This window comes from Pirellulales bacterium, from assembly GCA_019694435.1.
In the GTDB taxonomy this organism is placed as follows: domain Bacteria; phylum Planctomycetota; class Planctomycetia; order Pirellulales; family JAEUIK01; genus JAIBBZ01.
In genome coordinates this window covers 195,963-209,588 of sequence record JAIBBZ010000001.1, presented here as the reverse complement: position 1 = coordinate 209,588, position 13,626 = coordinate 195,963, and the positions used below count along the sequence as shown (strand labels likewise).

The following is a 13,626-nucleotide window of genomic DNA, read 5'->3' as shown; positions in this document are numbered from 1 at the left end:
GGTTATGCGGCGCGGATCACTGTGTTGCGCTGCGCGCGGCTGCGCGGCGACCAGCCGTCGGACAGCACGCTCAGCGCGACGCGATCTTCCAGATTGGGCCGAAACACGGCCAGGAGCAACAGCGGCAGGTACCAGGCGATAAAGAGGCCGCCATGATGGGCTTGCCAGAATTGGGTGCCGAGCATGATCGCGGCCGAACAACTGAGGAGGGTGCCCAGGTTCTTTTGCGTCGGCCACATGGCGAGGCTGCCGGCGATGGCGAGGAACGCCGCAAACACCGGCAAGCGCAAATCGGTGCGGCCACCGCTCCAGAAGCCATCGGCCGCCTCGGGTAACAACGAGGTCCAGCCGAGCATCTGCCGGGCCTGCGCCAGAAACGCCGCAAAATCGATCGACGTCAGCGCCAGGCTGGCGATGAGCAGCGACAGCGTCACGGCAAAGCCCAGAGTGAACCGCGTCAACCCGCGCTGCCAGTAAAAGCTGATCCACAAGGGCAAGAGAAAAATCGGATAGTAAATGGCCCCTGCGGCCAGGCCCATCAGCAGTCCGGCGATGAGCGGCCGGCGATAGGCGACGGCGGCCCAGACCAAGAGCGCGGCGGGCAGCACATGATCGACGCGGCCGACCATGTGGGCCGTGTAGGGCAGCAGCAGGTAGAGGGCCGCGGCCGAGACGCCCGTACGCACGTTGTGGAAATGCAGCGAGCCCATCAGCACCATGCCGAACACGATGGCCAGATGCGAAAGGATCGCCATCGTGCGGGTGGTCGAGGTGTGGATGACGGCGCGGCGCTGATCCTCGGGCACGGCCTGATCGATTTCGACGAGGGCCTTGCTCGGCATGCTGCCGATGATGTGCAAGAGTGGATAGCCGGGACCGTGTTCGACCAGATCGGTCTGATCGGCAGGCGTGGCCACGCGGCTGAGCATCTGGTCGAGCCGGCGCGCGCCGCGCAGATCGCTATCGGTGATTTCGGCCGTGATGACGTTGGTGAACAGGAAGACCAGCAGCGAAGCGCCCATGAAAACCAGGCCGCCGGGCGACAGGTTGGCCTCGAGCAGCGGCCGGCGGACAAGCATCGGGTCGCAGAGCATCCGCACCAGGAAGCCCGCGCTGACGAGGAACAGCCAGGCGTAACCTAGGATGGCGGGGGTACCGTCCTTGGCGATCAGCAGCAAGGCGGGTGCATACAGGAGCAATCCAACCAGGTCGAAGTTACGGATGCTCCACAAGCGGCTGAACTTGAAATAGACCGCGATGGTGATCATCGACGCCAGGTAAGCCCAGGTCGTCGGATTCATCTGCCAGTCGTAGAGCACTCGGCCCATGCGTTGCGCCTTGAACGGCTGGACGAAACTGGCTGGTACGGACCGCGCGCAACTCGAAAGACGCCCCCGACGGGGGAGGCGATCGATAAACGCTCAGCGTAGAAGAACGGGGCATTTTTGCAAGGCTGATCGGTCGCGCGGCGAGCCGTGCGGCGGGCCGGAAAGCTCGAAGCGTCGAGGACTTGCGCCGGGCGTCGACATCCTCTGTGCGCTACCCGCCACGGTGGCGAGATACGGTCCAGGCGGCTACGCTGGGGCGGTTTCCAGGTCCCCCGGGGGCTCGCTGATGCGCCGGCTAATGTTGCTGGTCTGGATCGTCTGGGTCTGCTGGCCAGGCTCCGCAGTGCGCGGGCAGCACCCGGCGGCCGACAAGACGGCCACCTTTTCGATCGTGGCTGCCGATCCCGAGGCGGGATTGCTGGGCGCGGCCGTGGCGAGCAAGTACCCGGCCGTCGGGCGCGTGGTACCCGAGGTGAGGGCCGGCGTGGGCGCGATCTGCACGCAGCACTATCACGTACCGGAGTGGCGCTCGCGGGCACTCGATCTGTTGGCCGCCGGGCAGTCACCGGCCGGTGTGCTCGAGCAGTTGCTCGCCGGCGACGACCGGCCCGAGCAGCGGCAACTGGCGATGATCGATCAGGCCGGTCGCACGGCGGTGCATCAGCCCAGCCAGGCGCCGGCCGACAGTCGCTATTGGGGCGGTCAAACGGGTCGGTACTACGCCTGCCAGGGGAATACGCTCACGGGACGCGAGGTGATCGCGGCGATCGCCCAGGGCTATGAGAGCACCGCGGGCAGTTTTGCCGATCGGCTGGTCGCGGCCCTGTGGGCGGGCGACCGCGCGGGGGGCGATCATCGCGGCCGGCTTGCCGCGGGCATTCGCGTTTGCCGGCGCGGGCACGAAGGCTACTGGCTCGAATTGCACGTCGATCGCAGCGACGACGCGGTGCGCGAGCTGGTGCGGCAATATGCAAAGCTCGAACACGAAGCGCGGGGCGATTGGCAGCCCGACGTGAATCAGCCGTAACCACAACAGGAGCCGTGCGCATGTCGACCGATACGCTGTTCAGCATTGCCAACTCGAGTGTGTTGCCGATTTGGCTGCTGTTGGCGCTGGCGCCGGGCTGGAAGGTGACGCACTGGATCGTGGGATCGTGCGCGGTGCCGTTGGCGCTGGCAGCGCTGTACCTGGTGCTGATTGCCACCAATCTGAACGGAGCCGAGGGCGATTTTGGCTCGCTCGACGGGATCGCGAAACTGTTCGCCGACCGCGAGGTGCTGCTGGCCGGTTGGGTGCACTACCTGGTGTTCGATCTGTTCATCGGCACCTGGGAAGTGCGCGATGCGCGGCGGATTGGGGTTCCGCACCTCGTGGTGGTGCCGTGTTTATTCTTGACCTTGATGCTGGGGCCCGTCGGCCTGCTCGCCTACTTCGTGTGTCGGTGGGTGCGCGGAGAGTACTTCCTGTCGTTCGAGCGCGGCGGGGCCGCGGCGTAACGGCGTCGCTCGTACCGCGCAGCCGATACGCCGCGCTCACTGCGGTCGCAACGATTCGTCGAGGCGCCCGCGGGCCTCGGCAGTCCAAGGGCTGTCGCCGGCGGCCAATTCGAGGAAGCGGCGCCAACGCGGCAAGGCTTCGTCGCGCCGGCCCAACTCGTCGAGCGTGCGGGCCAGCAAATACCAGGCATCGGCATACTCGGGGTGGAAGGCCAGCGCCCCTTCAAACGCGGCGACGGCCAGCTCCTTGTCGCCGGTCTCGAGCAACACACAGCCGAGATTGGCGCGGGCCTCGACATAATCGGCGTCGAGCTCGGTGGCCATGAAGTAACGCTCGCGAGCCGCCGAGAGATCGCCGCTACGGTAGAGCACCTCGGCCAGCCGGAAGCACGTCTCGGCGTCGGGCCCACCGGCCGCGAGCGCCGACCGATAGAACTCGGCCGCCGGAGTGAGTCGGCCTTCGTCCTCGCAATCGGCAGCCAGGTCGAGCATTTCGGTCACCGTGAGCGGCTGACGGTCAGCCGCCGGCGACACACCGACCGGCACGCTGGCCACCTCCTCGGCAGCCTGCGCGGGCCGGTCGCTGGCCGAGGCGTCGAAATCCAATCGCTTCTGCCCGCCCGGCTCGATCAAGCCGTCATCGTGACGAACGAGCAGATGCTTGCCTTCGACGATCAGCGAGAGCTGCGCCAGCGGGCGCTCGACGTCGGGCAGCCAGCGGTGCAGCGCGGCGAGCTGAGCCTCGATGGCGGCCGGCGAAACATCGGCCGCCAACAGCTCGGCGAGTCGCCGGGCGGTCGCGACCTCGGAGAAGTCGAAATAAGGCAAGCGGCGCACTTCGCGAACCGGGCGAATCAACCCGCGCCGATGCCAGCGGCGGATCACTCCGACCGGTACGTTCAACAGGCTGGCCAGCATCGCCGGCGTGTAGAGTCGGCGCACGTCCTGATCGTCGTCGACCAGTCCGAGCCGCTGCCAGAGCTGCGTCTCGGTGATGATTTCGATCGTACCCTCGTCGGCCGCGGCGCGCAGGGAATCGTCGAGCCAGTCGGGAGCAACGCCGGGTGAAGGGAGCAGCTCGGCCTCGCCAATCACGACGAGATCGATGCCCGAGGCCGTGCGCTCGACCGGCGTGCCGCCGTGACGACGGACCTGGGCCTGTGCCTCGCGCTTCGACATGCCGGCCAGCTTGCCCGCCAGGAAAACGCGCCTGCCAGCCAGCGCGGACGGCTCGGTATGGGGCAGGGGCTGGTTCATGGGACGTCGAGGCGGATCGCGAAGTCGATCAAGCGGTCTCTCTTCGCGATTGTAGCGAGGCCGCGTCAAAGAAACGGGGCGCGAGCCGAACCAACGGCTCGCGCCCCGGGCGCTGGTCGAATCGTGCGGCGCGGTTAGGCGCTGGTCGACGTCTTGTTCTCGTTGATCGGACCCGGCTGCTCACCGGGGGGCAGTTCGGGCTTGTCCGTCTCCGGCTCGGCAGCCGGAGGATTGGTGTCGTTGGCCGGCGGGGACGGCTCGGCCGAACCCTCGGGCGCGGCCGGCGTCGGGCCGCGGTAGGTCGATTGCGGCGCGATCGAACCGCCGGACGCCGGCGCGGGCATGATCAGAGCGTCGCCGCCGCAAGGATCGCAGGGATTGATCGGCACCTTGCGGACGACCGTGCGGGGGATACGCCGGGTGTACGTAACCGGTACGCGCTTTTCGACGACGTGCGGCACGCGAAGCGTCTCCTCGACGGCCACCTGCCGGCAGACCTGCACCGGAATCTGCTCGACGCGCTGTTCCTCGACCATGCGGTAGGTGGTCACCGGAATCTTGCGCACCTGCTCTTCCTGCACATAGCGGCAGACCTGCACCGGCGTTTGCTGCTGTACGCGCTCGGTCACCGGGCGATAGGTGGTCACCGGAATCTTGCGCACCTGCTCTTCGCAGACCATCCGGGTCGTGGTGACGGGCACCTTGCGCACGACTTCTTCATCGACATAGCGGCAGACCTGGACCGGCACTTTTTGCGTCACGACCTGCTGCTGATACGTGGTCACGGGAACTTGTTGCGCAACAACGTTGGGTTGCCAGGCGTAGTTCGTCTGATAGGTGCCGGGCTGCTGGTTGGGCACCCAAGCGAGCGTCCCGGACTGCCATGCGGAAAGGCCGGTTGCCGGATTCACGACGCATTGGCCGGGGACCCATTGCAGACGATTGGTCACCGGGCCGGGACGATAGACGGTCTGGGCCTGCCAGCCGCCTTGGTCGACATACTGCGTGGTGTAGCTGGTGACGGGCATCAGCGCGGTATACGACTGCTGCTGCTCGACGGTCTCCATTACCGGGCGGCGAACCATATAGCGCTCTTCGCGCTCGGCGGTCTCGACGACCGGCCGGGACACGGTGTAGCGTTCTTCGCGCTCGGACGTCTCGGCGACGTAACGCACGACGTCGTAGCTGGTGTCGCGCATCTGCGTTTCCCAGACCGGGCGGCTCACGTAGTAGCGCTCTTCACGCTCGGCGGTCTCTGCGACGGGGCGCGCGACCGTATAGCGGCGCTCGTGCATCTGGGTTTCCACGACCGGGCGGTACGACGTCACCTTGCGGTCTTCGTAGACCGTTTCGTACTCGACGCGGTACGCCGTCACGGCTTGCTCTTCGTAGAGCGTTTCGTATTCCAGGCGATAGGTTTCGTAGACCTGCGCAGAAACCGGCGTCGAGGCCGCGAGGTTCAGACCGAAAAGCGCTGCGCACGCTGCCCATGTGAATCGCATGACGACTACCCGAAGTGTGTGCTCAATCGTGGTGTGGCAAAACGGCCATTGGCACCCGGCCGCTGGGGGGCGCGGAGCGCCGCAGGGGGTCAACAAACCCCGTTACGACAATCTGGCGAACGAAAAGGTGGGCTGCAAACGGAAAAGTTTAACAGCCCCAAATATCGCGTCAGAAGTGATTGTCGAGTAAGGGCTTACGGTCGATGGCTTTCGTTGAAGTTTCGTCTGTCGCCGGCCGACACGACCGGAATGACCGGTCGGTTCGGGGGGGGCGCGCGGGCCGAGCACAACGGTGCCCGCGGCAGTCCCCCGGTACAGCGGGTTGGGGCCGCTTAGCTCTGTTGATATTCCTTCAGGAACCCACGGAATTGAATCAGGTGGGCTTCCTCGTCGGTGAGCAGCCGGATGCAGAGATCCTGAGTGACGTAGTCTTCGCCCTCGGTGGCGCGGATGATCTTCTTGTACTGAGCGACTGCGCCTTCCTCGGCGGCGATCACGGCCTTGATCACGTCGACCACGTTGGTCGTGTCGCCCGACGGCTGCAGCATTTTCTGGTCGAACTTCAACGACAACGAGCCGGGCACCAGGCCGCCGAGCTGCTTGATGCGTTGACCGATCTGCTGTGCGTGGCCCAATTCGCCGGCGACGTCGGCGGCCAGCGACTTCTTGATCTCTTCGGCGCGAACGCCGTCGAGGTTGACGCTATGGGCCAGGTAGTTGGCCACGGTCTCCAATTCCATCTCGTACGATCGACTCAGCTCGGCGATGACTTCTGCGTTCGAGGCGGCCATGACGTGATCTCCTCAAGGGAATACTCCGCGGGCCAGAAAGCCGCGGACCACGAGGCTCCAGGGCGACAACTGTGTGAAGTCTAGGTACGCTTGGCGAGGGGTCAACCCCCGCGAGGGCCGTGCCGGAGGATGACAAGATCGCGCATGCGCTGGATGGACTGCACGCTCGAACGACCGGCGGCCAATGTGGCGCTCGATGAGGCACTGCTGATGGCGGCCGAAGCAGCGCCGGCGCCGGTCGAATACCTGCGGCTGTGGGAATCCGCGACACCGATGGTGGTCGTCGGGCGATCGTCGCGCGTGGCCGACGAGGTCGACGAGGCGGCTTGCCTGGCGGCGGGCACGCCGATCGTGCGGCGCGCCAGCGGCGGGGCGGCGATCGTCGCGGGGCGCGGATGCCTGATGTACGCGGTCGTGCTGAGCACCGCGCTGCGACCCGAGGTGCAGGCCGTCGCCGAGGCCCACCGCCTGGTGCTCGGGCGGCTCGTCGAGGCGCTCGCGCGGCGCTGGCCCGGGGTCGCGCGCCGGGGCACCAGCGACCTCGCCTGGCACGAACGGAAATTCTCGGGCAACAGCCTGCGCGTGCGGCGCACGCACGTGCTCTATCACGGGACGCTGTTGTACGGGTTCGACCTCGCGAGCGTCGAACGCTGGCTAAGGATGCCGCCGCGGCAACCAACATATCGCGACGGCCGGGCACACGGCGCGTTTCTGACCAATTTGCCGGCACAGCGCGACGAGTTGTGCGCGGCGCTCGTCGAGGCGTCGGGCGCCGAGCCGCTCCCGGGCGAATTGCCGCTGGAGCTGACCGAGCGCCTGGTCGCCGAGCGTTACAGCCAGGAAGCGTGGAACAACCGCCTGTAAGTCGACGGCGCGCGTCAGACCAGGCCCCAGCGCTTGCGCAAGAACCAATCGAGGCTCCACAGGCCGACGATCAAGATGAGCAGGGGACCGTTGTCCCAGAGCTCGACTTTCGATTGGGTCGCGACTTCGAGATCGAGCGGCTGGTTGCGCAGCCGCGCCAGCAGACTCGAAAACTGTTCGGGCGGCACCGAGTCGCCGTCGGTCATCGCCGAGAGGCTCGCAAGCAATTGCGGATCGGCCGCGGGATTGTCGAGCTCGAGGTCTTGCTCGAAGACGAGGAACCGCGCTTTGGCGGTGCCCAACGCGTTGCCGGCCGCATCGTGCGCCGTGACGGTCAGCGTGTAGTCGCCCGGCGCGCGGGCCTCGTCGACGCTGCCGGTCCAGGTGGCCGAGTCTTTGATGAGCCGCGCCGGCTGGTTGCGGCCGTCTGGCAGTGCGACCTGAGCCTCGAGTTGCACGGCAGCGGCGTTGCCGCTCTCCGACTTGTAACCGGCCGTGAACTCGACGCGTTGCCCGGGGGCGAAGCGGCGCTGCGCCAACCGGACCCACGCACCGGCGTCGTGAGCGTCTTCTTTGTGCGCCAGCCAGAGCATCACCTGGCGCCAAAAGCGGCGGTGTTCGTCGGCATGGCCCGCCATCCACCAGCGCCAGGTCGAATCGCCGGCGAAGGCCAGCACGCGGCCAGCGCCGATGTCGCGCGCCACCAAGAGCGGCTCGCCTTGTGCCGATTCGGCCAGTACCACGGCGCGGGGTTGCAGCCCGCGGAAGCGGTTGGCACCGTCGCGCAAGGGAGGTAGCGCCTGCCAGGCGGCGCGGTTGTGCGCGGCATCGGTCAGCAGCATGACGAAATGGCGCTCGCCGATCTGCGTGGGCAGCATTTGCGGGGGTGAGGTGAGATGCAGATCGGCACGGACCGGTTCGTCGGGACTTTGGCGATCGAGCGGGCTGATTTCGATGGGGAGCAAATCGGCCAGCGGGGTGCTGTCCCAACCGCCGCCGCCAAAGCTGTACAGGCCGCCAATGGCGATCAGTCCGGCGCCGCCGCGGACCGCCGCGGCGAGGCTTGCCAACTCGGCGGGAGTGAAGATGTCGGCGGCGACGTCACCGAGCAGATAGACGTCGTAGCGGCCCGGTTGAAACCGCTCGGCCAGGTCGGGCGGGCGCGAATCGCGCTCGAGAGCATCGAGCCGCAGGTAGTCGCACTTGATATCGTCCGAGGCGTCGAGCGAGCGCGTCAGAAACGTCTGTTCCGGACGCAAGGCGCCTTCGAGATAGAGCACGTTGAGGCCACCCTTGGTGACAGTGACAAAGGTCGACAGGGTGTTGTTGGTGGTCACCAGTTCGCCGGGCTGGGGCGGCGCAGCGAGCGTGAGCTTGTATTCGCCCGGGACCGGCGGCGCATAGCTCAGGGAGACCGGCTCCGGATCGCCAGCGTCGTCACCGCGCAGGCTCGTGTCGGCGACGCGGGTCATCTGGCCGGGCGCGGTTTCAAAGAGCAGCTCGAAGGGCACGTCCTGGTTGGCAAAGCCGCTGAGCCGTGCGGCGGCGGCAACCACGAGCTGATTCTTGGCAAACACCGTGGGATTGACCGCCAGGTCGGCGAGCGACACGTCGCGCGTCTGGCCGGTGCCGCGGGCCTGGCCGAAGGCGACAGTGTGCAACGGGTAGCCCAGGTCGGCGAGCCGGCGGGCGACGGTCTGCGGCGCGGTGTCACGGGGTGCGTAGGCGCGCTGCGCGCCGTCGGTGAGCAAGATCACGCCGGCCAAGCGCTGGCCCGACTCGCGGCGGAGCAAGTCGTCGAGCACGGCGCCCAGGGCCGTCTGATCGCCGATGGGCGCGGCGGGTAGATCGAGCTGGTCGGCGAGCTCGACGGCGCGGGCCTCGGCGTCGAACGCGAACAGCTTGACCTGCAGGTCCTGCGCCAGCTCGCGCAAGGCGGGCAGCGATTCGTCGAGCGTCGCGCGGAGCGTGTTCCAGCGCGACTGGTTGTTCAAGCCGTCGGCAACGCTCATGCTGCGCGAGCAATCGGCCAGCACGAGCAGCGTGGCCGACTGGCGGCGCGTCGTGGTGTGGACCAGAGTGGGCCGCAGCATGGCCAGCAGCACCAGCGCCACGGTGATCACACGCAGCACCGTCAGCACACGGCGCCGAAACGGTGTCTGCGCGCGCGGCGCCACGCGCCACAGCAGCACCACCAGGGCGCAGGCGACGAGGGCTACGAGCCAGTAGCCGCCGACGGGTGACAGCGACAGGCGCACGACGCGTGGGGTCCTTTAAGAGGCGGTAGCCGGCACCGGCACGGTCGACGTGGTGCCTGCGCCGGCCGGCTCGCGGTAAAAGCGGTTCGACAGCCAATGTTCCAAAGCCATCACCAGGACCAGCCCGACGATGATCCAGCCGAAGAGCTCGCGGCCGACGCGACCGACGGCGATGGTGCGGTTGATTTCGGTCCGGTTGGCTGCCACGCGAAACTCGGTGTCGCCCAGCAGGGCCTTGAGCATCTCGGGCGTGGCGCGGGCCAGGTCGCTTTGCGCCGGCGGGACGTTGACGCTGAAGCCGCGGCGAAAGCCGTCGGCGGCGCCGCCCGACTCGAGCCGGTATTGGCCAGGCTCATCGGTCTCGGCGATGGCGATCGAGGCTTGCGATGCATCGGCCGTGCGGCGGGTGCGCTGGCCGTCGGGCAACACGAGCAAATAGCTGGTGATGCGTTCGCCGCGCTCGGGGCGCACCAAGGCGGTCTGGCCGGGTTCGTATTGCAGGCGGTCGTCGGCATTGCCGACCAGATATAGCAGCATCTCGTTGGTCAGCACGACGAAGGGCCAGCTATCCAACTCGGGCAGCAGGTTCCAGGCCTTGCCGCGCGGTCGATAGGCGATCGAGGTCGTGAACGTCAGCGTACGGCCCTGCCCGATCGGTCGCTCGACGAGCGCGGGCTCGCCGTCGCGATAGGTGATGACGGTCGAGGCGCCGGAGTGCAGCTCGCCCAATTGCCAATGGCGGTAAACGGAGAACAGATCCCAGGGCGGGCCGGGATCGAGATTGCGGAATCGCGCCAAAATAGGGTGCTGCAGATTGGACGGGGCGAGGTATTGATCGCCGTCGGGCCAACGCGCCTGTTGGCGCAGGGGCGCCGGCAAGAGCTCTTGAGGCGCGGCAGCGTTGAACGCTTCGAGCGGCGTAGCCGCGGGCCCCAGAAAGATTGCCAGTCCGCCTCCGGAAGCAACGTACTTTTGGAGCTGATTCCAAAGGGGCGCCTGGAGCGGCGGTGGATCGACCAGGCAGACGGCGGCGTCGCCTGTGAGCTGTTCGGGACGAAACGCCTCCCAGTCGACCGTTTCGCAGACGAAGCGCGCGCGGCCATCAGTGCGGAACTGGGCGGGGGCGAGCGCCTCGGCGAGAAACAGCGCCGTCTGATCTTCGGGCGCGGCCGCGACGATCCGCACGGGCCAAGGACGGCGCACCTGGACCGTGAAATAGCGAATGTCGTCCCAGGCGATGCCATCCTCACCCAAGACGCGCAGATGGCCCTGGTGCAGGCCTTCGCTCAATCCGGCCAGGCTGAACGCGGCCGCGGCACTGCCGTTTTCCGGCACTTCGACCATGGCCTGGTGGCGCTTTTCGGGCGGCGCGTCGCCCGAGGCGAGATACAGCTCGACGGTGCGCGAGCCGCCGAGCCCTTGCGCGGCGAGGGGGGCGTCGATGTGGAGCGTTGCGCCGGGCGTGAGCACCGAGGCATTTAACTGGGGCGTGCCGAGCGTGAGATTGCGCGGCTGTGGTTGGCCGACATCGATCAGGTAGACGCCCAGGCCGGGCAGCCGGGACAACAGTTCTTTCAGTCGCGGCGCCGGCTGGGCATTCCACTGCGCGGCGGCCAGGTCGGTGAAGACGTAGAGCTCTTTGCGGTCCAGCTCGCTACCGGCGAGCAGTTGCACGGCGGCTTCGAGCTGCGCCGTCAGCGGTTGCGGCTGCCAGGTGGTTTGCAGGCGATCGACGCGGGCCAAGGCGGCGGCCAGATCGACCTGGAACACGGCCGACCCGAGTGACGATTCGAGCACGCCCACCTGGCTGTCGGCCGGCAATTGGCCCAACAGCCAGTGCGCGATGTCCTGCGCCTGGGCGAGGCGGGATTGATTCTGGAAGCGGTACTCCATCCGCGGCGAAGTGTCGAAGACCAAGGCCGCGGCGACGGGCAGCGCCTGGTTGGCGATCGCGCCGGACGATTTGATCGTGGGGCGGGCGAAGGCCAACGCCAGCAACGCGATCGCCGCACAGCGCAACAGCAACAACAGCCAGTGGCGCCAGCGCAGCTTGCGGCGGTTGGCTTCGCGACGCCGCGCGACGAGCCGCAGCGCGGGAAACTCGAGCGAACGGGGCTTTTGCCGCAACAACAGGTGCAACACGATCGGGACGGCCACGAGGGCCGCGCCCCACAACAGCGCTGGATTGACGAATTCCATCGCGCTAGCACCTGGCCCGACGGCTGATGAGATACTCGGTCAGCGCCTTGTCGAACGGTTGGCTCGTATCGAGCGGTACGTAGTCGATCCCCGACTTGAAAGCGGCGTCGCGATAGGTCTGGCGAAACGCGGCCAGCTCTTCGAGGTATTCGGCCCGCAGGCCGGCGGCGTCGACCCGCAAACGGTCTTGCGATTCGGGCTCCTCGAACTCGACGAGGCCCTCGAAGGGGAATTGGACCTCGGCCTCGTCGAGGACGTGGAACACGATCACGTCGTGGCCGCCGTGGCGCAGCCGGCGCAGCGCGGCGAGCACGGGTTCGGGCTCGGCGAGCAGGTCGCTGAACAGCATGACCAGGCTGCGGTGTTTGAGCATCGCCGCCAGTTGGCCCAGGCAGCGGGCAATGTCGGTCGTGCCGGTCGGCCGCAGCCGGGCGAGCACCGAGAGAATGGTCGAGAGCTGCGTGCGCCGCGAATGCGGCGCGATGCAATCGCGAATCTTCTCGTCGAACGTGACCAGGCCGACCGGGTCTTGCTGGTGGACCATCAGGTAGGCCAGCGCAGCGGCCAGACAGATGCTGTACTCGAACTTGGTCAGCTCCTGCCGAAACGTGTAGCCCATCGACCGGCTGAGATCCATCACCAGGTAGCCGGTGATATTGGTCTCGGCCTCGAATTTCTTGATGTAGTACTTGTCGGTGCGGGCAAAGACCTGCCAGTCGATGTCGTGCGGGTCGTCGCCGGGGGTGTATTTGCGGTGCTCGCTGAATTCGACCGAGAAGCCATGAAACGGGCTGGCGTGCAGCCCGTGCATGAAACCCTTGACGATGAACTGGGCCCGCAGATCGAGCCGGCCGATCTGGCGGATCACCTCGGGCTTGAGATAGCTCTCGGCACTGGGCATAGCGGCGAGCCTCGCAGAGCGGCGCGAGCGCGCGGAGGCCGCGCGTCGGTCGCGGGCGGAAGCGGCTTTACGACTCGAACTTGGGAATGGCCGGGGCGGGGATTTCGGCGACGAGCCGCTTGATGACGTCGTCGCTGGTCATGCCTTCGGCCTGGGCCTGGAAGTTGGTGCTCACGCGATGTCGCAGGACCGGCACCGCCACGCGGCGGACGTCCTCGATGGCCACGGAAAAGCGGCCGTCCATCGCGGCGATGGCCTTGCCGCCGTGGATGAGGAATTGTCCTGCGCGGGGGCCGGCGCCCCAATCGACCCACGTGCGAATGAAATCGGGTGCGTTCGGTTCTTTGGGGCGCGTGGCACGGACCAGCGCGGCCACGTACTTGACGATGTATTCGCTCACGGCCACGGAGCCGACGAGCTTTTGCAGATTCAGGATCGCGCGGGCGGAAAGGACCTTACGGACCTCGGGCTTTTCGTTGCGCGTGGTGCTGGCCAGGATCTGCTCTTCCTCGGCCAGCGAGGGGTAATCGACCTGCACGTTGAACATGAAGCGGTCGAGCTGGGCCTCGGGCAGCGGATAAGTGCCCTCCTGCTCGATGGGGTTTTGCGTGGCGATGGTGAAGAACGGGTCGGGCAGGGGATAGGTCTGCTGGCCGACGGTGACTTCGCGCTCTTGCATCGCCTGCAACAAGGCGGCCTGCGTCTTCGGCGGGGTGCGGTTGATCTCGTCCGCCAGGAGGATGTTGGTGAACACCGGGCCTTCGACAAAGCGAAAGTGGCGGCGGCGATGTTCGTCTTCTTCGAGGACGTTGGTGCCGGTGATATCGGAGGGCATCAAGTCGGGCGTGAACTGGATGCGCTTGAACTGGATGTCGAGGATTCGGGACAACGTGCTTACCAGGAGCGTCTTGGCCAGGCCCGGCACGCCGACCAACAGACAATGGCCGCGCGTGAAGATCGCGGCAAACAATTGCTCGATGACGTCGTCCTGGCCGACGATGACCTTTTGCAGTTCTTCCTGCATCAGCC

At 66.9% G+C, this 13,626-nt stretch carries 11 protein-coding genes; 3 read left to right on the top strand and 8 right to left on the bottom strand.

Annotated features, from left to right (window positions below; translation table 11 throughout):
• Positions 1 to 2: 2 nt before the first annotated feature.
• Positions 3 to 1,277: a hypothetical protein gene (locus K1X74_00825; protein MBX7164864.1), complete on the bottom strand. Its 1,275-nt coding sequence runs from the start codon at positions 1,275 to 1,277 to the stop codon at positions 3 to 5.
• Positions 1,278 to 1,626: 349 nt separating this feature from the next.
• On the opposite strand from K1X74_00825, the gene K1X74_00820 reads away from it, so the two are divergent.
• Together K1X74_00820 and K1X74_00815 are read left to right on the top strand one after the other, a co-directional pair.
• Positions 1,627 to 2,355, top strand: coding sequence for a DUF1028 domain-containing protein (locus K1X74_00820; GenBank protein ID MBX7164863.1), 729 nt, complete (start codon positions 1,627 to 1,629; stop codon positions 2,353 to 2,355).
• A 20-nt stretch (positions 2,356 to 2,375) separates the two neighbouring features.
• Entirely contained in the window at positions 2,376 to 2,825 is a 450-nt protein-coding gene (locus tag K1X74_00815; protein MBX7164862.1) for a DUF4281 domain-containing protein, read from the top strand.
• Between the two features lie 36 nt (positions 2,826 to 2,861).
• On the opposite strand, the gene K1X74_00810 is transcribed toward K1X74_00815, so the two are convergent.
• From K1X74_00810 to K1X74_00800, 3 genes are all read right to left on the bottom strand, one after another.
• On the bottom strand, positions 2,862 to 4,082 hold the full coding sequence (locus K1X74_00810) for a tetratricopeptide repeat protein (GenBank protein ID MBX7164861.1): 1,221 nt from the start codon (positions 4,080 to 4,082) through the stop codon (positions 2,862 to 2,864).
• Between the two features lie 134 nt (positions 4,083 to 4,216).
• On the bottom strand, positions 4,217 to 5,584 hold the full coding sequence (locus K1X74_00805) for a hypothetical protein (protein ID MBX7164860.1): 1,368 nt from the start codon (positions 5,582 to 5,584) through the stop codon (positions 4,217 to 4,219).
• Positions 5,585 to 5,916: 332 nt separating this feature from the next.
• A complete protein-coding gene (locus K1X74_00800) occupies positions 5,917 to 6,375 on the bottom strand; it encodes a ferritin-like domain-containing protein (protein ID MBX7164859.1) in 459 nt (152 codons plus the stop codon).
• A 144-nt stretch (positions 6,376 to 6,519) separates the two neighbouring features.
• Here K1X74_00800 and K1X74_00795 point away from each other — a divergent pair, with 144 nt between their 5' ends.
• Positions 6,520 to 7,239 (top strand): hypothetical protein, encoded by a 720-nt coding sequence (locus K1X74_00795; GenBank protein ID MBX7164858.1) that lies wholly within the window; start codon positions 6,520 to 6,522, stop codon positions 7,237 to 7,239.
• A gap of 14 nt (positions 7,240 to 7,253) precedes the next feature.
• On the opposite strand, the gene K1X74_00790 is transcribed toward K1X74_00795, so the two are convergent.
• From K1X74_00790 to K1X74_00775, 4 genes are all read right to left on the bottom strand, one after another.
• Positions 7,254 to 9,497, bottom strand: coding sequence for a glutamine amidotransferase (locus tag K1X74_00790; GenBank protein MBX7164857.1), 2,244 nt, complete (start codon positions 9,495 to 9,497; stop codon positions 7,254 to 7,256).
• A gap of 15 nt (positions 9,498 to 9,512) precedes the next feature.
• Entirely contained in the window at positions 9,513 to 11,696 is a 2,184-nt protein-coding gene (locus K1X74_00785; GenBank protein ID MBX7164856.1) for a BatA and WFA domain-containing protein, read from the bottom strand.
• A 4-nt stretch (positions 11,697 to 11,700) separates the two neighbouring features.
• Complete coding sequence (locus K1X74_00780) at positions 11,701 to 12,597, bottom strand: DUF58 domain-containing protein (GenBank protein ID MBX7164855.1); 897 nt, start codon at positions 12,595 to 12,597, stop codon at positions 11,701 to 11,703.
• A 67-nt stretch (positions 12,598 to 12,664) separates the two neighbouring features.
• Positions 12,665 to 13,621, bottom strand: a complete 957-nt coding sequence (locus K1X74_00775) for a MoxR family ATPase (protein ID MBX7164854.1) — start codon at positions 13,619 to 13,621, stop codon at positions 12,665 to 12,667.
• Positions 13,622 to 13,626 lie beyond the last annotated feature (5 nt).

Excerpts from the sequence above, each read along its gene's own strand:
- K1X74_00820 (MBX7164863.1), top strand. The coding sequence starts at position 1,627 with ATGTTGCTGGTCTGGATCGTCTGGGTCTGCTGGCCAGGCTCCGCAGTG.
- K1X74_00815 (MBX7164862.1), top strand. The coding sequence starts at position 2,376 with ATGTCGACCGATACGCTGTTCAGCATTGCCAACTCGAGTGTGTTGCCG.
- K1X74_00810 (MBX7164861.1), bottom strand. The coding sequence starts at position 4,082 with ATGAACCAGCCCCTGCCCCATACCGAGCCGTCCGCGCTGGCTGGCAGG.
- K1X74_00805 (MBX7164860.1), bottom strand. The coding sequence starts at position 5,584 with ATGCGATTCACATGGGCAGCGTGCGCAGCGCTTTTCGGTCTGAACCTC.
- K1X74_00800 (MBX7164859.1), bottom strand. The coding sequence starts at position 6,375 with ATGGCCGCCTCGAACGCAGAAGTCATCGCCGAGCTGAGTCGATCGTAC.
- K1X74_00795 (MBX7164858.1), top strand. The coding sequence starts at position 6,520 with ATGCGCTGGATGGACTGCACGCTCGAACGACCGGCGGCCAATGTGGCG.
- K1X74_00785 (MBX7164856.1), bottom strand. The coding sequence starts at position 11,696 with ATGGAATTCGTCAATCCAGCGCTGTTGTGGGGCGCGGCCCTCGTGGCC.
- K1X74_00780 (MBX7164855.1), bottom strand. The coding sequence starts at position 12,597 with ATGCCCAGTGCCGAGAGCTATCTCAAGCCCGAGGTGATCCGCCAGATC.
- K1X74_00775 (MBX7164854.1), bottom strand. The coding sequence starts at position 13,621 with ATGCAGGAAGAACTGCAAAAGGTCATCGTCGGCCAGGACGACGTCATC.